This is a genomic window from Pandoraea pulmonicola (assembly GCF_000815105.2).
GTDB lineage: Bacteria > Pseudomonadota > Gammaproteobacteria > Burkholderiales > Burkholderiaceae > Pandoraea > Pandoraea pulmonicola.
Genome location: NZ_CP010310.2, coordinates 230,328 through 248,828, shown reverse-complemented (window position 1 = coordinate 248,828; position 18,501 = coordinate 230,328). Strand labels below are relative to the sequence as shown.

Genomic DNA, 18,501 nt, shown 5'->3' with positions numbered 1-18,501 from the left:
CTGCGGGCGGGGTGTCCTGCTTACCGGCAATGCCGCGGGCGGCTTCTTGGGTTACGGTCCTACCGGACGATTTGGGTGGCCCCTTCTTGGCGGCGGCCTTCTCGCCCGTCTTCGATTTGCCTGCTGGAGCACGTTTGGCGACCACGTCCGTCGCCGGTTCCGACCGGCGCGTGGGGCTTGCGGTGGCAGTCTTGCGAGAGGCGGTGGCCATGACGGTGCTCCCTGCCTACCCTCCGGAATGCCGCGTCAGCTCGCTGGCGGCAGCCCCGGTGGGCAGGTATTGTAACCGAATCGCCCGGAAGCCCTGGTTAAGGGCTTTCCCGTTGCCCGATTCGGCGGTCCCGCTCAGACCAGACAGCGTTCCAGCCCTTGCAGGATGATGTCTTTCGGCAGCTCAGCGCCAATGAACACCATCTTGGTGTTCGGCGTCTCCCCTGGCTGCCATTTCGCGCCCACGTCGCTGCCCATCATCTGATGGACGCCCTGGAACACGACCCGGCGGTCGATGCCGCGCATGTTTAATACGCCTTTATAACGCAATAAGCGTTCGCCGTACACCTGTAGGATGCTCCCGAGGAAGTCCTCCAGCTTGGCCGGGTCGAATTGCCGTTCGCTACGGAAGACGAACGACTTGATGGCGTCGTCGTGATGGGCGTGGTGGTGATGTCCGTGGTCGTGTCCATGGCCATGCTCGTGTCCTTCGTGCTCGCACTTGCCGTGATCGTGATCGCAATGCGAGTGGTCGTGGTGGTCGTGATCGTCCGCCGCGAGGAAGTCCGGGTCGATGTCGAGCTTGTCGTTCAGATTGAAGCCGTGGATGTCGAAGATCTGGCCCAGGTCCGCGCGGCCGAAGTCCACCACCTGCTGCGGGGCGCGCGGGTTCATGTGCGCCAGACGGTGCTTGAGGTCGTCGAGCGCCTCGGGCGTGACCAGATCCGCCTTGGTGATGAACAGGCGGTCCGCGAAACCGACCTGACGCTGCACCACTTCGTGCTGATCGAGCTGCTGCTGGCCGTGCTTTGCGTCGACCAGTGTGATGATGGCGTCCAGGCGATAGGTGTCGGCAACTTCATCGTCGATGAAGAAGGTCTGCGCCACAGGGCCGGGGTTGGCCAGCCCGGTCGTCTCGATGACCACGCGGTCGAACTGGATCTTGCCCGCGTCGCGCTGGCTGTTCAGATCGGAGAGCGCCTGCACCAGATCGCCGCGAATCGTGCAGCAGATGCAACCGTTGCTCATCTGCACGATCTGCTCGGCGTTGTCCTGCACGAGGATGTCGTTGTCGATGTTCTCTTCGCCGAATTCGTTCTCGATGACGGCAATCTTCATGCCATGCGCTTCGGTCAGGATGCGCTTGAGCAGCGTGGTTTTCCCGCTGCCGAGAAAACCGGTCAGGATGGTGACGGGTGTCATGAATGCAATGTCCTGTAGTGAAGCGGCGGGCCAGCGGCCGCCGGAATGTCGTCCACTGTACCCGAGGTGGCGAAAGACGGCTCGGGACGCGTCAGTTGGGAGCGCCCGCGCACTGCGCGCAGGTGCCGTGAATCAGCAGTTCGACCTGCTCACCCACGAATCCCTTGGGCAGACGCCTGAGTTCGCGCTCACTTAGCTGGGGATGCTGGGGCCAGTCGTCAAGGCAGAAGGTTCGATGACAGCGTACACAGCGGAAATGACCGTGCTGCGTATGCGGACGGGGCGACGCGGCCCGTTGCGGGTCGACGTGCTCGGCCATGACGAAGCGGAAGATGCGATCGTCGCCGGCCTGCTTGATGGCCCAGCCCTGCGCGACCAGCCAGTCGAGCACCCGGTAGGCCGTGACGCGGTCGAGCGGGTCGGCGTCGGTGGCCAGATCGGCCAGCACTTCCTGATGGGTGAGGGGGCGGCCGGCCTTGAGCAGCAGCGCCAGCACGCGTACGCGTCCGGAAGTCACCCGGCCCGATTGCTCCTGCAAGCTCGCGCGGGCGGCTTCCAGATACGGTTGAAGTTGAGTAAGGCTCATGAAATCGATTTAAGCACAGGCCCGACGGCGCTGCAACCGAGTTGCAAGAAGGGGATTGACGAGGGACAAAACCGGGGACGGATCGTACGGCGGGGGACACCACGAGGCCCCACGTTGAAGGGTGCCGGGGAGTGCACGCGAAATACGTCATACAATTGACACAAAAACCCTCCAATCATGTCGCTCACCGCCCTCGTTCTCGTCATTACGGCTGCTTTTCTGCATGCCAGCTGGAATTTCCTCGCCAAACGCATCGACACCAGCGAAGGGGGTGGTCCGCAGCTCGTCTTCCTTTATGCGCTGCTGACGGTCGTGCTGTACACGCCGCTGGCGCTGTACTTCCTTGTCGGCTCGCATGCCGCCTGGCCGGACGCCCGCGCCTGGCTCGTGATCGCCGCAAGCGCCCTGCTGCATTACGGCTACACGCTGGTGTTGCAGCGCGGCTACCGTGTGGGCGACCTGTCGGTCGTCTACCCGCTCGCACGGGGCACCGGGCCGCTGCTGTCCTCGGTGGGCGCCATCGTCCTGCTCGGCGAGCGTCCGGGGTGGCTGGCCCTCGTCGGGATCGGGCTGGTGGTCGCCGGGGTGCTGATCATCGCCGGCGGCGAGCGCCTGTTCCGGCGCGGCAGCCTGCACGCGGGCGCGGGCTGGGGCGTGCTCACCGGCGGGTTCATCGCCGCTTATACGCTCGCCGACGCTTACGCCATTCGCACGCTGCTGCTCGCCCCGCTCGTCTACTACTACCTGGAGAATGTGTTGCGGGTGGTGCTCTCGGCGCCGATGGCGTGCGCCCGACCGGCGCGCATGGTCATGCTCTGGCAGGCGAACTGGCGCAAGATCATGCTGATTTCGCTGATCTCGCCGATGTCCTACTTCCTGATTCTGAGCGCGCTCAAGTACGCGCCGGTCTCGCACGTCGCACCGGCGCGGGAGATGTCGATGATGGTCGCCGCGCTGCTCGGCGTGCGGCTGCTGGGCGAGGGCGAGATGCACCGCCGTGTGGGCGGCGCCGTGTTGATCGCGCTGGGCGTGGTGGCGCTGACGCTGGGTTGATCGCCGACGTCCCGCCCCGGGCGCCAGGCAGACGCCAGACGCCCTTGTCGCTCAGATGCGTTGCAGCCAGAGCCCCTTGAGGTACTCGCCCTCGGGAAATTGCGTGAGCATCGGGTGATCCATGCCCGCCGAGAGGCGGCGCAGAATGCGAGCGTCCACGCCCGCATCGACCGCGGCGCCGGCCACGATCTTCTGGAACAGGTCGGCATCGATGGCCCCCGAGCACGAGTAGGTCAGCAACTGACCGCCCGGACGCAGCAGCTTGAAGCCCGCCATGTTGATGTCCTTGTACGCTCGCGCGGCGCGGTCCACGTGGTGGGCCGACGGCGCGAACTTCGGCGGATCGAGCACGATCATGTCGAACGTGCGACCTTCCTCGCGCAGAGCGCGCAACGTCTTGAACACGTCGGCGTCGCGCCACTCGGCGCGCGCCGCGTCGAAACCGTTCAGTTCGACATTGCGCGCGCCGATGGCCAGCGCCTCGCCCGACGAGTCGATCGACAGCACGCTTTGTGCACCGCCCGCGAGCGCTGCCAGCGAGAAGCCGCCGGTGTAGCAGAAGCAGTTCAGCACGTCGCGGCCCCTGGCCTGCTGCTGGACGAGCAGGCGGTTGTCGCGCTGATCGACGTAGAAGCCCGTCTTGTGGCCGTTGCGCACATCGACGTAGTACTTCACACCGCACTCGTGCGTGGTCAGCGACTCGGGCGCCTCAGGCGGTTCCGCCCCGGTCAGCACGCCGGTGATGCTCGGCAGGCCTTCGCGCTCGCGCACGGCGGCGTCCGAACGCTCGTAGACATTCGGGCAGCCGGTCGCACCGACGAGCGCCTTGACGATGGCGTCCTTCCACGCCTCCACTCCTGCCGCCATGAACTGACAGACGAGCTGGTCGCCCGCCGGCTGGCCCGGTGCGGACTGGTAGCGGTCGACGATCAGTCCGGGCAGGCCGTCGGCCTCGCCGAAAATCAGACGCGTGGCGCCCGTGTCGTGCACCATCTGCTCGCGATAGGTCAGTGCAGCCGTGACGCGACGCTTGAAGAACGCATGATCGACCGGCTCGTTTTCGTCGAACGTCCACACGCGGGCGCGAATGGCCGAGACCGGACTGAATGCGGCGCGCGCGAGGAAGCGGCCGTCCGCCGCGCGCACCACGACCGTGGCGCCGGAAGCCGGTTTGCCGTCCACACGCGCCACGGCGGTGGCGTAAATCCAGGGGTGGCGGCGCAGCAACGACTTTTCTTTGCCGGGCTTGAGGGTCAAGGTGTTCATGCGGAGCGGACCAACGGTTGCATTCGGAAGGGCGGCAGACCTCGCGGCGCGGCATGGCCGGATGGCGGGCGGGACCTGCTGGGAAGGACGCGATTCTACACCGAGTTGCCCAACGGGCAGGCTGGCGCGCCCGCGTACAGGCACATTCGGACGTTCGGCGGCTCAGGTTTTCTTGCGCGAGCGCGGATGCGCCTGATCGTAGACCTTGGCGAGATGCTGGAAGTCGAGCTTGGTGTAGATCTGCGTCGTCGAAATATTGCTGTGGCCGAGCATTTCCTGCACCGCGCGCAGATCGCCCGACGACTGCAATACGTGCGTGGCGAACGAGTGACGCAGCATGTGCGGATGGACGTGCGTCGGCAAGCCCGCCGAAAGCGCGTGACGGGCCAGCCCCTGCTGCACCGCGCGCGCGCCGATGCGCTTGCCCCGTGCCGACAGAAAAAGCGCGTGCGGCTCGGCCGTGGCGAGCGGAGCGCGCACCTCCAGCCACTGCGCGAGCGCCCGCACCGCCTTCGCCCCCACCGGCACGCGGCGACGCTTGTTTCCCTTGCCGGTGACCACTACCTCGCGCTCAGCCAGGTCGAGCCAGCTCGCCGAGCGGTAGCCGTCGGCCTCGACGTAGCGATGATCGAGGCCCGTGAGCTCCGACAGGCGCAGGCCGGACGAATACAGCAGCTCGAACATCGCCCGGTTGCGGACGGCCTCGGCGGAGGTTCCCGACTCGAATTCGACCAGCGCCGACGCCTGATCGGGCGACAGCGCCTTGGGCAGCGGCTTGGGTTGTTTCGGCGCGCGCACGCCTTCGACGGGGTTCGCCGCCAGCGCGGTGCGCTGCGCGAGCCAGGCGAAATAGCCGCGCCAGGCCGAGAGCTTGCGAGCGATCGAACGTCCGACCAGGCCCTCGCTGTGCATTTGCATGACGAAGCGGCGAATGTCGCCGTGCTGGAGCGATTCGAGCGGACGGCCTTGCGCCATGCGCTGCAATTGGCGCAGGTCGCGCGTGTAGTTTTCCAGCGTAAGGCCGGCGAGTTTGCGCTCGCTCGCGAGCGAGGTCAGGTAGGTGCGGATGCCCGGTTCGAGCGGGGTGTCATCGTCCGAGGCCGCCGCAGGCGCGGCCGCGCGTGCAGCGGATTTGCGGCCGGTCCCGGCCTTGCGCGACGGCTGCTCGGAACGCAGGGAAGCACGCGGGGAGCGGGGCGGCGTGACCATGAGGTATCGCGGGGAGTGACTGTCGTTGGCGTCGTCAGGGTCGTCAGGCCGCCGTCGGCGGGATCAATCGTCGGCGCGCAGCTTGCCGAGCGCCGCGCCGGCGAGTTCGCCGATTTGCGTCAGGAAGTCGGTCGCCATGCCTTCGTGGAAGCGGCGCGCGTCGTCCGAGCCCATCACCAGCAGGCCGAACACCGGCGCTTCCGGCACTTCGGGATCGCGCAGCGCGAGCAGCGCCACCGACGCCGGATCGCTCGGTGCGCCCAGCCATGTCACGGCCTCGAAGCCGGTGTTCGCGCCGCAATACGGTGTCACCAGACTGGCGGCGAAGATCTTCACCTCCTCGCTCACGCTGCGCGCGAACTCGGCCGGTTGGTACGGGGCCGCGACGTTCCACAAGCGCACCGCCGCGAACGGCACATCGAAGACGTCGCGCAGGCCACGGGCGATGGCGTCGGGCAGCGCATGCGGGTCGCGCTCGCCGAGCAGACCCAGCGTCCAGCGGTGAAGCTTGCCCGAAATGTCGTCGTTCTCGTGGCCGTAGCGCAGCAGCTCGGCAAGGCGTCGCTCGATCTGCTTGGTCTTCTCGCGCTGCATCTCGATCTGACGCTCCTGCAGCGATACCGCCCGCTGGCCGTGGGGGCTGGTGAGCCGCACGCCGGCCAGCAACTCGGCATGGCGCTCGAAGAAGTCGGGATGCGCAATCAGGTATTCCGCAATATCTCGGTCGTTCATGGGTGTCCGTCTGCCGTTCGTCAACTGCCGCCCGCCCTCCCCGAAGTACAAGGATCGCGTGCGGCCGCCTGGGTCGCTCAATCAGAATCCGTCTGAAACCAAATCGATGGTGCCGTGCTGCCGCCGGGGGGCGGTTATCGGGACCGGCGCATACGCGTCAGATCTCGATGGTGCCCTCGAAGACCGTGGCGGCAGGCCCGGTCATGATCACCGGACCGGTGGCGCCGTCCCACTCGATGGTCAGCGTGCCGCCATGCGTCTCGAGCGCCACGGGCGAGGTCAGCAAGCCGCGGCGGATGCCCGCCACCGCTGCAGCGCAGGCGCCGGTGCCGCAGGCGAGCGTCTCGCCCGCGCCACGCTCGTACACGCGCAACCGCCCCCGATGCTTGTCCACCACCTGCAGGAAACCGGCGTTCACGCGACGCGGGAAGCGCGCATGGCGCTCGATCAGCGGGCCGTCGGTCTCGACCGGCGCGGCATCGACGTCGTCCACCACCTGCACGGCATGCGGGTTGCCCATCGAAACCACGGAAATCCACGTCGTGCGGCCCGCCACATCGAGCGGCCAGAGCGTGTCGCCGCCTTCCGTACGGCCTTGCAGGCCGCTCGCGTCGAACGGCACGTCCGACGGCGTGAGAATCGGGGCGCCCATATCCACACTGACCTGACCATCGTCGCGCATGGTGAGCGTGATCACGCCCTGTTGCACCTCCACGCGCACCGAGCGCTTGTCGGTAAGCCCGGTGTCGCGCACGAACTTCACGAAGCAGCGCGCGCCGTTGCCGCAATGCTCCACCTCGCCGCCATCGGCGTTGAAGATCCGGTAGCGGAAGTCCACGCCCGGCAGGGCCGAGCGCTCGACGAGCAGGAGCTGGTCGGCGCCCACGCCAAAATGGCGGTCGGCGAGCGCACGCCACTGCCCCGGCGTGAAATCGATGGTCTGCGAGATGCCGTCGATCACGACGAAGTCGTTCCCGGCGCCTTGCATCTTGGTGAATTTGAGCTTCATGCCGCTATTGTAGTGGAGAAGGTCGACGCCCATCCGGTGCCGTCAATACACGCTCGGCTGGCCCTCGGGGCGCGTCTTGAAGCGCTTGTGCACCCAGTAGTACTGCTCCGGCATCTTGAGGATCTGTTCTTCCAGGAAGGCGTTCATGCGACGCGCGTCGGCAACCGGATCGCCGCTGGGGTAGTTCTCCCAGATCGGGAACACTTTCAGACGGTAGCCCTTGTAGTTCGGCAGCACTTCGCCGATGAACGGCAGGATCTGGGCGCGGCCGACTTCGGCCAGTCGCGAGACCGAGGTCAGCGTGCAGGCCTCGACCCCGAAGAACGGCACGAAGGTCGAATTGCGCGCGCCGTAGTCCATGTCGGCGGCCAGCATCACCGGCTTGCGCTTGCGGAACATGCGCAGCACGTCGCGGGCGCTGTCGCCGCGGGGCATCATTTCGGCGTCGAACCGGCCGCGCTGCTCGCGCGCCATCTCGTCGAAGGCCGGATTCGACATCGGCGTGTAGAGCGACGCGCACGGCCGTTTCAGCGAGTAATTGATAAACACCGACGCCGCCTCGATGCCCACGAAGTGAAAGCCGAGCAGAATCGTGGGCGGCATGTCGGGGTCGGTCAGATCGACGGCCGAATCGAGCTCGATGAGGCGCTCCAGCTTCTTGCCGTCGGCGAACCATTGCACGCTGCGCTCGGCGTAGCTGCGAATGGCATGCACGAACGACGCCTTGGCCACGCGCTCTCGCGTCGCCTCGTCCCAATGAGGGAAACACAGGCGCAGGTTGGTATGCACCACGCGTTTGCGCGAGCTCGGGATGGCGTAAAGCACGTGGCCGAGACCCGCGCCGAAGCGGGCCACCCAGCTGTAGGGCAGCAGGTTCAACCCGCGCAGCAAGCCGACGCTGAGGTAGTACCCGAGGGATTTCTTGGTGGTGGTAGCCATGTCGCAAGCAAGATTTCTTCAGGGGCGTATAATAAGCGACATCGCCGAGTTAACTGACAACTTGCGGGGCGATTCGAATGAGCCACCCTTTCCGGGCAGCGCGTTCGACCAATTTTCCGCTAAAGCGTCGCCGCTTCCCCTCCGATGACGGCAACGTGAGTCGCCTAATTTGCTTAGAGGAGCCAGAAGTGGCGAACGACTATCTCTTTACCTCCGAATCGGTCTCCGAAGGTCACCCGGACAAGGTCGCCGACCAGATTTCCGACGCCGTTCTCGATGCCATCCTGACGCAGGACAAGTATGCCCGCGTTGCCGCGGAAACGCTGTGCAACACCGGTCTGGTTGTGCTCGCAGGCGAAATCACCACGACCGCCACGGTCGACTATCAGCAGGTTGCGCGCGACACCATTCGCCGCATCGGCTACGATAACACCGACTACGGCATCGACTACAAGGGCTGCGCCGTGCTGGTCGCCTACGATCGCCAGTCGCCGGACATCGCCCAGGGCGTGGACCGTGCGCACGACGACAACCTCGACCAGGGCGCGGGCGACCAGGGCCTGATGTTCGGCTACGCCTGCGACGAGACGCCGGAACTCATGCCGCTGCCGATCCACCTGTCGCACCGCCTGGTCGAGCGCCAGTCGCAGGTGCGCCGCGACGGCCGTCTGCCCTGGCTGCGCCCCGACGCCAAGTCGCAGGTCACCATCAAGTACGAAAACGGGCGTCCGCACAGCATCGACACGGTCGTGCTCTCGACGCAGCACCATCCGGACATCGGCCTGGAAGTGCTGCGCGAAGCCGTGATCGAGGAAGTCATCAAGCCGGTGCTGCCGACCGAGCTGATCAAGGGCGACATCAAGTTCCTGGTGAACCCGACCGGCCGTTTCGTGATCGGTGGCCCGCAGGGTGACGCCGGCCTCACGGGCCGCAAGATCATCGTCGACACGTACGGCGGCGCCGCACCGCACGGCGGCGGTGCCTTCTCGGGCAAGGATCCGTCGAAGGTCGACCGCTCGGCGGCCTATGCCGGCCGTTACGTCGCGAAGAACATCGTGGCCGCCGGTCTGGCCTCGAAGTGCGTGATCCAGGTCTCGTACGCCATCGGCGTGGCGCGTCCGACGTCGGTCATGGTCAACACCTTCGGCACGGGCAAGATCAGCGATCAGCGCATCGCCGAACTGGTCGAGAAGCATTTCGACCTGCGTCCGAAGGGCATCATCCAGATGCTCGATCTGCTGCGTCCGATCTATGAGAAGACCGCCGCTTACGGCCACTTCGGCCGCGAAGAGCCGGAATTCTCGTGGGAAGCCACGGATCGCGCCGACGCCCTGCTGGCCGACGCCGGCCTGCGCGCCGTGGCCTGATCGAGCCCTCGCCTCTCGCCTGCGGTGGCCACCGAATGGTGGCCACCAGACAAAACCCCCGTCCGGGATGCCCCGGCGGGGGTTTGCTTTTGGGGACGGGCGTGCAGCCGACGCGCGTTCGGCGCCTCAGCGCAGTAGTTGGCGGATCATCGCCGCGAACAGTTTGCCGTACGGCGGAGTGAGCAGGCCCATACCGTTCCAGCGCGCCTGCCGGAAGATGGGCTTCTCCTTCGAGAACGTCCGGAAACCCGCCTCGCCGTGATAGCCGCCCATGCCCGACGGCCCCACGCCGCTGAACGGCAGCATATGCTCCGCGACATGCAGCAGCGTGTCGTTGACGGTCACGCCGCCGGAGATCGTCTGCGTGAGCACCTGGTTCACGCGGGCGTCGTCCGCATCGAACACGTACAGCGCGAGTGGGCGCGGGCGCTCGTTCACGTACGCGATGGCCGCGTCGAGGTCGTCATAGGGCACCACGGGCAGCAGGGGTCCGAAGATTTCCTCGCGCATCACGCGCATCCCGTCGTGCACGCCGGTAAGCAGCACGGGCGGCAGGCGCCGCCTCTCGGCCTGGGGCGGGGTGTCGAACATCGCGTGCGCGCTCGCTCCCTGCGCCACCGCCTCGCCCGCGAGACCCGTCAGCCGCTCGAAATGGCGCGGCGAGACGATGCTCGTGTATTGGGGATTGGCCACCGCATCGGGATACAGGCGCTGCGCCGTCTGTCTGGCGGTCGCGACGAACGCTTCGAGTTTCTCGCGCGGCACGAGCACGTAGTCGGGCGCCACACAGGTCTGCCCGGCGTTCACCAGCTTGCCGTACATGATGCGCTCGACCGCATGGTCCCAACGCGCGCCCGGACCGACGATCGCGGGCGACTTGCCGCCCAGTTCCAGCGTCACCGGCGTGAGGTTCCCGCTGGCGGCCCGCATCACGTGATAGCCGACGGACGTCGAGCCGGTGAAGAGCAGATGGTCGAACGGCAGCGTCGAGAACGCGCTTGCGATCTGCGCATCCCCAGTGACGACGCTCACCCATTCCGGCGCGAACGTCTCTGCCACCGCGGCCGCGAACACTTCGGCGACGCGCGGTGTGACTTCCGACATCTTGATCATCACGCGGTTGCCGGCGGCCAGCGCATCGGTGAGCGGGCCGACGGCGAGCAGAATCGGGTAGTTCCACGGCGCGATCACGCCCACCACGCCGAGCGGCTGCGGCACGACCGCGCGACGCGCGGGCAACAGCCACAGGTTGGCCCAGCCATGAGTGCCGCGCATCCAGCGGCGCGTATGCGCGAGCGCGTGCTTGAGGTTGCCGACCGCCGGAAACAGTTCGAGGAGGTCGGTCTCCTGCGCCGAGCGTCCGCCGAAGTCTTCGTCGATGGCCTTGGCAAATGCACCGCGATACTTGTGCAGCATCGCCCGCAGCGCCTCCAGATGGCGCCTGCGCGTTGGCCAATCGACGAATGGCGAGGCATCGTGTGCGCGGCGCATGGCGTCGAAGCACGGCAGCAGCCGTGCGCGCGCGACGTCGTCTCCCGATGGAGCGGCCGACGATGCATCGCTTGCCGTGGCGTCGTGCAAACCGCCGGGCTCGTAGTTGTGTCCCATGCCGTCTTCCTCCCTGCGATCGCCCGTGGAATTCGCGAGCGTCGCCGTCGTGTCGTTGTGCGTTCTCGTATTGCGACGTTGCGCTGCTGATGCCCGATAGCAGTCCGGCCTATGCCGCTACGCGGCCGATCATGCGAGAAACGCCCGGTCGAGCCAGGCGCGTTGCACGCCTACGGCGAGCGTGTCGGGCATCACGCCGTAGACGCGTCCTCCCGTCGTCGAGAAGCGGCTTTCGATGAAGCCATGCGCCAGTTGCGCAGGCGCATGTTCGAGCAGCAGCGCCGCCTGTGCCAGCAGCACGATCTGTTGTGCGATGGCGCGTGCGCGTACCGCGTGCGTGGCCGGGTCCGCGGCGAGCCAGCCATGCAACTGCGCGAGCGCGGCGCGCAGCGGCGCATGCGCTCCGGTGCGCTCCACGAGCCAGCCGAACCACGCCCGCGCGACCTCCGGCTCGCGGCTCATGGCACGCAGCACGTCGAGGCACATCACATTGCCCGAGCCTTCCCAGATCGAGTTGACGGGCGCCTCGCGGTACAGACGTGCGAGCGGCCCGGTCTCGACGTAGCCGTTGCCCCCCCACACTTCCATGCATTCGCCCGCGAGTTCGAGCGCACGCTTGCACACCCAGAATTTCGCCGCCGGCAGCACGATGCGCCGCCACGCGCGCTGCACCGGCGAATCGTCGTCCGACGCACTCGCATCGAACGCCTGCGCCAGACGCATCGCCAGCCACGTCGCGGCCTCGGACTCCAGTGCGAGATCGGCGAGCACCGTCGTCATCAGATCCTGATCGACGAGCTTCGCGCCGAACGCCGTGCGATGCCGCGCATGATGAATGGCCTGCACGACGCCCGTGCGCATCATGGCCGCGCTGCCGATCACGCAATCGAGCCGCGTGTACGTCGCCATCTCGATGATGGTCGGCACGCCGCGCCCCGGCGCGCCGACGCGCGTGCCGTACGCGCCCAGGAACTCGACTTCGCTGCTCGCATTGGAACGGTTGCCGAGCTTGTCCTTGAGACGCTGGATCTGCACCGCGTTCTTGCGACCGTCCGGCGTGAAGCGCGGTACGAAGAAGCAGGAGATCGCGTCGGTGTCGCGCTCGCGCGCCAGCACCAGATGCGCATCGCACTGCGGTGCGGAGAAGAACCACTTATGACCGACGATCGACACGCCGCCGTCACCGTTCGCGGTGGCCGTGGTGGTGTTGGTGCGCACGTCGGAGCCGCCCTGCTTCTCCGTCATGCCCATGCCCACGAGCATCGCGTGCTTTTGCGCGAGCGGCACGTCGCGCGGATCGTGCTGCGGCGCGAAGAGCTTGTCCTTGATCGAGGGAAACAGCGACGGCTCCTTCGCCAACACCGGAATGCTCGCGAACGTCATGGTCGTGGGACACAACGCGCCCGCCTCGTTCTGTGCATGCAGGAAGTACGACGCCGTGCGCGCCGCCATCACCCCGCCGCGCGGATGCGCCCACGGCATCGACTGCAGCTGCGCGCCGCGCAACAAGCCCATGAGCGCATGCCAGGCCGGATGAAACTCGACGCGATCGACGCGATTGCCGCGCGCGTCGAAGGTCTGCAACTCGGGTTCGTGGCGATTGGCCAGCTCCGCCCACTGTTGCACTTCGGCCTCGCCCAGGCGCGCGCCCTGGCGATGCAGTTCCTTCGCGTGCCAGTCGGCGTCGAACGCCGCCACGGCCGCTTGCAGCGCCGTATCGGTGGCATAAAGGTTGTAGTCGGTGAGCGGCGGCACCTGATTGGTGACGTCGTGGGTCTGCCAAGCTTGCGTCATCCCTGTCTCCGTATCTGTGCGTCCTGTCAGGACACCCGCGATCTTTCATCATAGCGGCTAGGCTCGCGCGCTCGCGAAAATTAGAGGAATGCTTCACTTCGTCGCCGGGCACACAGGTTCTCTGCCTACAATGAGTGCCACCGCGTGGCGTCGCCCGCTCGATCTCCCGATCATCGGGATGGCGCACACGATGGCCCACGAAAGCGCATGCACATAGAACGATAAGCAAAAGCCGCCGGGAACACGTGAAGCCGCGCAGTGAATGCAGGGCCATCCAAGGGAGGATGACAGCACATGGACTATGACTACGTCATTGTCGGCGGCGGCTCGGCCGGTTGCGCGCTGGCCGCACGTCTGGCCGACGGTGCGCCGGATCGCACGGTGGCGCTCGTCGAAGCGGGTCCGCCGGACGACAGCTTCCTCGTGAGACTGCCGCTGGGGCTGGCCGCGCTCGTGCCGTTCCGCTCACGCCGCAACTACGGCTATCGCACGACACCGCAACCGGGTCTGGGCGGGCGTCGGGGTTATCAGCCACGCGGACGCGGGCTCGGCGGCTCGAGCTCGATCAACGCGATGATCTACACGCGCGGCCATCCGGGCGACTACAACGACTGGGCGCAGGCGGGCTGCGCCGGCTGGAGCTGGGACGACGTGCTGCCCTATTTCCGTCGCAACGAGCACAACGAGCGCGGCGCCGACGCATGGCATGGCACCGGCGGGCCGCTCAACGTCGCGGATCTGCGCACCGTCAATCCGTTCTCGCGGCATTACGTCGACGCCGCGCGCGAAGCCGGATTTCCCGTGAGCGACGACTTCAACGGCGCGCAGCAGGAAGGCGCGGGCATCTATCAGGTGACGCAGAAGGACGGCCAGCGCTGGAACGCCGCGCGCGCCTACCTGCACGGCAAGACGCGCGCGAATCTGCACGTCGTCACGGACGCACTGGTGCAGCGCATCGTCTTCGACGGCAAGCGCGCGACGGGTGTGCGCCTGCAACGGCGCGGCGCGCTCGAAACCCTGCGGGCGCGCGCGGAAGTCGTGTTGAGCGCGGGCGCCTTCAACTCGCCGCAACTGCTCATGTGCTCGGGCATCGGACCGGCGCAACATCTGCGCGCTCACGGCGTGGAAGTGCGCGTCGACGCGCCGGGCGTCGGCGAAAATCTGCAGGACCACATCGACTTCATCGTCAACAAGTACGTCGCGCATCGCGAACTGGTCGGCTACACGCCGCCGGGGCTGTGGCATTTGCTGGCACAGAGCCTGACCTATCTGCGCGAGCGGCGCGGCCTCCTTGCGAGCAACGTGGCCGAGGCGGGCGGCTTCCTGAAGAGCGATCCATCGCTCGCGCGGCCCGATCTGCAGATGCACTTTCTCGTCGGCATCTGCGACAACCACAATCGCCGCCTGCATCTGCGGCGTGGACTCTCGCTGCACGCATGCGTGTTGCGGCCGAAAAGCCGCGGACGCGTGACGCTTGCCTCCAGCGACATGCGTGACGCGCCGCTCATCGACCCCGCGTTCCTGAACGCGCAAGAAGACGTCGACACGTTGCTGCGCGGCGCGCGCGTGATTCGCAGGATTCTCGCCGCGCCGTCGCTCGCGAAGTTCGGCGGTGAAGAGTTGCATACGCGCGGCGTGGACTCGGACGAGGCGCTCACGGCGCTGATTCGTGCGCGCGCCGACACGATCTATCATCCGGTCGGCACATGCCGCATGGGCAGCGACGCGGCGTCGGTCGTCGATCCGTCGCTGCGGGTGCGGGGTGTCGAAGGCTTGCGCGTGGTGGATGCGTCGATCATGCCGACGCTCATCGGCGGCAACACGAATGCGCCGTCGATGATGATCGGAGAGAAGGCGGCCGATCTGATGCTGGGCCGCGCGCCGGCCACCGCGAACGCAGCCAACGTCGCGCCGCACGAGGGCGCCCATGCCGCGTCGCCGGTGTTAGTCGCCCGCGCGCAGCCACAGGTCTAGTATTACTGCGTCACTAAATGGCTTGATGGAACAAAGCAAAACGGACATCGATGTATCCGGCGCGCGATAGACGCAGCGATGTGCCACCGCAGTGTCGCAATTGAGTCAGCCACGTGGCGCTGAGCGCGCTGGGGAGCCACGTGGCACGTAATCCGCGGATAAGGTAAACACGTCGCGGATCGCGTTTTTTTACTGTCCTCGTGAGTCAGACGCTGCGCGACAAGAAACCCGTAAGCGGCAATGCATAGCGACGCATGGTGATGAAAGCCGCGCCAGCCACGCCCCTCGAAGTGTCCAAGACCAAATCCCTGCTTCAGATCCTGGTAGTCACGCTCGATGCGCCAACGCATTTTGGCAACATGCTCGAGGCGCTCGAACGGCGTGTCCGAGGGCAAGGTCGATAGCCAGTACTTGGTGGGCTCGGACTCGTTTTCTGGCCATTCCAGTGACGGATTGAGCCACGCGTCGACATTGACGCTTGATGGGAACAATGCAGCGATCGGCCCAACGGTGGCTCCTGCCACGTCTACAACTGAGACGCGAGCTCATGCCAGTGAGGTGTCGTTAAAAGTTCGCATACGCGCAGACGGGTCCTGCTTCCAGCGTAATGCCGTCCCGATGCTCGTTTTCTTATAGCCGCTCATACGGTTCATCGTCCAGCATGCGCCTATCCACTCTCCAACTGGCGGCGGTGTACGCAGGCAACTCAACGCGCAAACCAAGCCGAGCGCCGGCAACGTGGAAACGATGCCAGGGTGACCTGACTCAAGCGGAACCGTTGCCTCCCCGGGTGCGATGCCATCCTCCACCGACTGTTCATCCATGCCGATCACTTCTACTGAATCACATTTACTGTCCGAGCTGACTCAACTGCTGTGCGCGTGCCCTTGCTCGTCCCCGCAAGTCGATGAAGAAAGAGGATTAATGCTCGAGTATGCGGGCCAGCGGGACGATCCGGACTACGAGCGGCGCTGCGCCGCGCTATTGGCCGCGCTCGCCTGGACCCATCGCCAGTCCAGCCAAACGGGCGGTGCCGACATCGAGTCGGTGTACCAGGCTGTGACGCAGCACCTGGAGCGCTCATGCCGCGAAGGCGTAGACGTCGAGGCCTTGGTCGATGCACTCGCGAACCTTGGCCTCGAAAATGCACGCGGCGGCCGGTCCCGTGAACCGTCGCCAGCTCATGTGAAACTCGCCCGTGATGTGCTCGCCACGCTGGAGACTCGCGTGAACGCGGGTCAACTCTTGAGAGAAATGATCGCGGACTTTCCCGCAGGGCAGGCAGGAGATGGCAGTGGCATCGATGAGCTCTATCGGTACTCCCTGACCGCATGGGTGGCGTTCGCGCCGTGGGGGGTTAAGAGGGAACACCGTGCGATCGCGAAGGACAGGATTCTCAACATGGTGGGTGGCGAATTGGGCTTGGACGGATTACGACTGGGCAGCCTGCCGGAATTGCCTGCGGGTCTCGCGAGGCTTGACGCACGCCGCAACGAGCTGATTCACCTGCCGGAATTGCCCGCGGGTCTCACGAGGCTTGACGTACGCGACAACGGGTTGATTCACCTTCCGGAATTGCCTGCGGACCTTACGACGCTTGACGTAGGCTGCAACCGACGACTATGCAAGTTGCCGGCGTTGCCTGCGGGCCTAAAGACGCTAGTCGCAGATTGGAATCGTCTATTTGAGCTACCGATGTTACCTACAGGCCTCGCGGTGCTTAATGTATATGCCAACCGACTATCCGAGTTGCCAGCGTTGCCCGAGAGTATCAAGACGCTTGACGTAAGCTGCAATCGTCTGACCCACTGGCCAGCGTTGCCCGCCGGCCTTACGACGCTTGACGTAAGCTACACCCGTCTGACCCACCTGCCGGCGTTGCCTGCAGGCCTCGAGGAGCTCGACGTATCAGGCAACCAGTTGGCTCAACTGCCCGAATTGCCCGCGGGCCTCAAGAAGCTCTGGGCGGATAGTAGTCAGTTGACCGTGTTGCCGACGTTGCCTGCAAGTCTGACAACGCTTCATGTTCCGTCCAATCGACTGGCCCACCTGCCGCCAAGTGTATTCAGTATGCCGTACGAGGGTCACGTAAATGCCGAAGACAACTCATTTTTGCCCGAGTTTCTGAAACAGGCGCATACGGTGATGTTGGCGCCAGGGTATAACGGGCCTCAGATTCGCTTCTCCAAGGCGTTTCGCCTTGTAGACGGAGCAGTTCGGGACTGGTTGAGCAATGACGAACAAACCCAGATACGCCGTTGGCAGGCGCACAGCGAGGAAGCACATGCCGCTGTGTTCGCACGTTTTCTGATCCGTTTGAAAGCGGACGTCAACGATAATGCCGAGTTCAAGGCGGGGGTTGCCAAGTGGTTAACCAAACTCTCCCAGGATGGAGAACTTCGCCGGTTGACCTTCCGGGCCGTCCAAGGGGCCACTGAGGCCTGCGAGGATCGCGTTGCACTGACGTATAACGATCTCACCAAACTCAGTCATGCGCATGCCGTGAGCCGTGGCGATTACGACAACAGGATCGTTGAGATCGTCGAGCGCGGACGAGGGGCATTCCGTCTGGACGCCCTGGAGAAGATTGCTCGCAAGAAAGCCCTGGCGGTACGGCGAAACCACGAAATCGAAGTGTACTTGGCCTACCAAGTCAAACTGCGCGATCAGCTGCACTTACCCACCGATATCGCGAACATGCATTATTTCAATTATTCCAGGGTAACACCACAGGATCTGGAGAGCGCCGAGCAGGAGGTTCTCTCCCGAGAGCGGGAGGAGTTTCCCCAGTACTTCCTGGTCGAATGGGAGCCTTGGCAGCAGGTGCTGGCCCGACTGAATCCCGAGGGAGTCGAGCGCGCGCATCAAAAATTGCAGGACATGCTCCCCAGTTACGACCGGGAGGTGGCGGCGCGGCTAGCCAGTCTCGGGCTGCCGGAAGACCACGAGACGCAGGCGCAGGTCGGTGTCAACCTCATGAAGACACAGCAGTTGGCGGTCTATGGAGAACTTACTCGAGAACTCTTGCGCAAGCGAGGCGAGGAGGCACTCATGGACCGGATCTTGGGCGAGGCCGACCGGTCATAGCACTGGCAAGCAGGATGAACCGCCCCGGATTTTGTGGAGGCTCCAACTCTTGAACAGGCGCTTTACGCGCGACGCCCGGGCGACGAGGGAACGTTGATACACCATTCGGACAGAGGACCCCAATACGTCAGCATTCGCTACAGCGAACGGCTGGCCGAAGCGGGCAACGAACCGTCGGTCGGCAGCCGGGGCGACAGCTATGACAACGCCTTGGCTGAAACGATTAACGGCTTGTACAAGGCTGAACTGATTCATCGCCGCACCTGGAAAACGCGGGAATCCGTTGAACTGGCAACGCTGGAGTGGGTCGCCTGGTTCAATCACCATCGATTGATGGAACCCCTCGGCTATATCCCGCCCGCCGAAGCTGAGGCAAACTACTATCGGCAACTTGAAACAGCTGCCGCTGAACCCGCATTAACTTAAACCAACCAGCCTCCACGATTCCCGGGGCGGTTCAGGTC

At 65.4% G+C, this 18,501-nt stretch carries 13 protein-coding genes and 2 pseudogenes; 5 read left to right on the top strand and 10 right to left on the bottom strand.

The features are described 5' to 3' along the window. Window positions 1-345: 345 nt before the first annotated feature. Both RO07_RS00995 and RO07_RS00990 read right to left on the bottom strand, forming a co-directional pair. Window positions 346-1,413, bottom strand: a complete 1,068-nt coding sequence (locus RO07_RS00995) for a CobW family GTP-binding protein (protein WP_039407275.1) — start codon at window positions 1,411-1,413, stop codon at window positions 346-348. Between the two features lie 91 nt (window positions 1,414-1,504). Beyond that, on the bottom strand, window positions 1,505-1,999 hold the full coding sequence (locus tag RO07_RS00990; protein ID WP_052266918.1) for a Fur family transcriptional regulator: 495 nt from the start codon (window positions 1,997-1,999) through the stop codon (window positions 1,505-1,507). A 177-nt stretch (window positions 2,000-2,176) separates the two neighbouring features. On the opposite strand from RO07_RS00990, the gene RO07_RS00985 reads away from it, so the two are divergent. After that, window positions 2,177-3,052 carry a DMT family transporter gene (locus tag RO07_RS00985; protein ID WP_039407269.1) on the top strand — a complete coding sequence of 292 codons (876 nt, stop codon included), beginning with the start codon at window positions 2,177-2,179 and terminating at the stop codon, window positions 3,050-3,052. A gap of 51 nt (window positions 3,053-3,103) precedes the next feature. Here RO07_RS00985 and RO07_RS00980 read toward each other — a convergent pair whose 3' ends face one another. From RO07_RS00980 to RO07_RS00960, 5 genes are all read right to left on the bottom strand, one after another. Continuing rightward, complete coding sequence (locus RO07_RS00980) at window positions 3,104-4,318, bottom strand: class I SAM-dependent rRNA methyltransferase (RefSeq protein ID WP_039407266.1); 1,215 nt, start codon at window positions 4,316-4,318, stop codon at window positions 3,104-3,106. Window positions 4,319-4,480: 162 nt separating this feature from the next. Further along, window positions 4,481-5,527, bottom strand: coding sequence for a tyrosine recombinase XerC (xerC, locus tag RO07_RS00975; protein WP_084072388.1), 1,047 nt, complete (start codon window positions 5,525-5,527; stop codon window positions 4,481-4,483). A 63-nt stretch (window positions 5,528-5,590) separates the two neighbouring features. After that, window positions 5,591-6,259: a DUF484 family protein gene (locus RO07_RS00970; protein ID WP_039407263.1), complete on the bottom strand. Its 669-nt coding sequence runs from the start codon at window positions 6,257-6,259 to the stop codon at window positions 5,591-5,593. A gap of 157 nt (window positions 6,260-6,416) precedes the next feature. Further along, complete coding sequence (gene dapF / locus RO07_RS00965) at window positions 6,417-7,268, bottom strand: diaminopimelate epimerase (RefSeq protein ID WP_039413815.1); 852 nt, start codon at window positions 7,266-7,268, stop codon at window positions 6,417-6,419. 42 nt (window positions 7,269-7,310) lie between these two features. Continuing rightward, the gene (locus RO07_RS00960; protein WP_039407259.1) at window positions 7,311-8,207 is read right to left on the bottom strand and encodes a lipid A biosynthesis lauroyl acyltransferase; all 897 of its coding nucleotides are present in this window, start codon (window positions 8,205-8,207) and stop codon (window positions 7,311-7,313) included. Window positions 8,208-8,395: 188 nt separating this feature from the next. On the opposite strand from RO07_RS00960, the gene metK reads away from it, so the two are divergent. Then, window positions 8,396-9,574, top strand: coding sequence for a methionine adenosyltransferase (gene metK, locus RO07_RS00955; protein ID WP_039407257.1), 1,179 nt, complete (start codon window positions 8,396-8,398; stop codon window positions 9,572-9,574). A 126-nt stretch (window positions 9,575-9,700) separates the two neighbouring features. Here metK and RO07_RS00950 read toward each other — a convergent pair whose 3' ends face one another. Together RO07_RS00950 and RO07_RS00945 are read right to left on the bottom strand one after the other, a co-directional pair. Further along, window positions 9,701-11,065 carry a coniferyl aldehyde dehydrogenase gene (locus tag RO07_RS00950; protein WP_052267493.1) on the bottom strand — a complete coding sequence of 455 codons (1,365 nt, stop codon included), beginning with the start codon at window positions 11,063-11,065 and terminating at the stop codon, window positions 9,701-9,703. 246 nt (window positions 11,066-11,311) lie between these two features. Then, a complete protein-coding gene (locus tag RO07_RS00945; RefSeq protein ID WP_039407256.1) occupies window positions 11,312-12,976 on the bottom strand; it encodes an isovaleryl-CoA dehydrogenase in 1,665 nt (554 codons plus the stop codon). Between the two features lie 294 nt (window positions 12,977-13,270). On the opposite strand from RO07_RS00945, the gene RO07_RS00940 reads away from it, so the two are divergent. After that, complete coding sequence (locus tag RO07_RS00940) at window positions 13,271-14,950, top strand: GMC family oxidoreductase (RefSeq protein ID WP_039407254.1); 1,680 nt, start codon at window positions 13,271-13,273, stop codon at window positions 14,948-14,950. On the opposite strand, the pseudogene RO07_RS00935 reads toward RO07_RS00940, so the two are convergent. Further along, window positions 14,921-15,399: pseudogene (locus RO07_RS00935) on the bottom strand (transposase); the annotation flags it as partial. The gene RO07_RS00940 and the pseudogene RO07_RS00935 sit on opposite strands and share 30 nt — an antisense overlap. A 373-nt stretch (window positions 15,400-15,772) precedes the next feature. Here RO07_RS00935 and RO07_RS00930 point away from each other — a divergent pair. After that, a complete protein-coding gene (locus RO07_RS00930) occupies window positions 15,773-18,037 on the top strand; it encodes an NEL-type E3 ubiquitin ligase domain-containing protein (RefSeq protein ID WP_160118083.1) in 2,265 nt (754 codons plus the stop codon). Between the two features lie 27 nt (window positions 18,038-18,064). Then, a pseudogene (locus tag RO07_RS00925) lies at window positions 18,065-18,463 on the top strand (integrase core domain-containing protein); the annotation flags it as partial. Between the last annotated feature and the right edge of the window lie 38 nt (window positions 18,464-18,501).

What these genes read in the sequence shown, in the direction of transcription:
- RO07_RS00995 (WP_039407275.1), bottom strand. Translation starts at nt 1,413, where the DNA reads ATGACACCCGTCACCATCCTGACCGGTTTTCTCGGCAGCGGGAAAACC.
- RO07_RS00990 (WP_052266918.1), bottom strand. Translation starts at nt 1,999, where the DNA reads ATGAGCCTTACTCAACTTCAACCGTATCTGGAAGCCGCCCGCGCGAGC.
- RO07_RS00985 (WP_039407269.1), top strand. Translation starts at nt 2,177, where the DNA reads ATGTCGCTCACCGCCCTCGTTCTCGTCATTACGGCTGCTTTTCTGCAT.
- RO07_RS00980 (WP_039407266.1), bottom strand. Translation starts at nt 4,318, where the DNA reads ATGAACACCTTGACCCTCAAGCCCGGCAAAGAAAAGTCGTTGCTGCGC.
- xerC (WP_084072388.1), bottom strand. Translation starts at nt 5,527, where the DNA reads ATGGTCACGCCGCCCCGCTCCCCGCGTGCTTCCCTGCGTTCCGAGCAG.
- RO07_RS00970 (WP_039407263.1), bottom strand. Translation starts at nt 6,259, where the DNA reads ATGAACGACCGAGATATTGCGGAATACCTGATTGCGCATCCCGACTTC.
- dapF (WP_039413815.1), bottom strand. Translation starts at nt 7,268, where the DNA reads ATGAAGCTCAAATTCACCAAGATGCAAGGCGCCGGGAACGACTTCGTC.
- RO07_RS00960 (WP_039407259.1), bottom strand. Translation starts at nt 8,207, where the DNA reads ATGGCTACCACCACCAAGAAATCCCTCGGGTACTACCTCAGCGTCGGC.
- RO07_RS00950 (WP_052267493.1), bottom strand. Translation starts at nt 11,065, where the DNA reads ATGCGCCGCGCACACGATGCCTCGCCATTCGTCGATTGGCCAACGCGC.
- RO07_RS00945 (WP_039407256.1), bottom strand. Translation starts at nt 12,976, where the DNA reads ATGACGCAAGCTTGGCAGACCCACGACGTCACCAATCAGGTGCCGCCG.
- RO07_RS00940 (WP_039407254.1), top strand. Translation starts at nt 13,271, where the DNA reads ATGGACTATGACTACGTCATTGTCGGCGGCGGCTCGGCCGGTTGCGCG.
- RO07_RS00930 (WP_160118083.1), top strand. Translation starts at nt 15,773, where the DNA reads ATGCCGATCACTTCTACTGAATCACATTTACTGTCCGAGCTGACTCAA.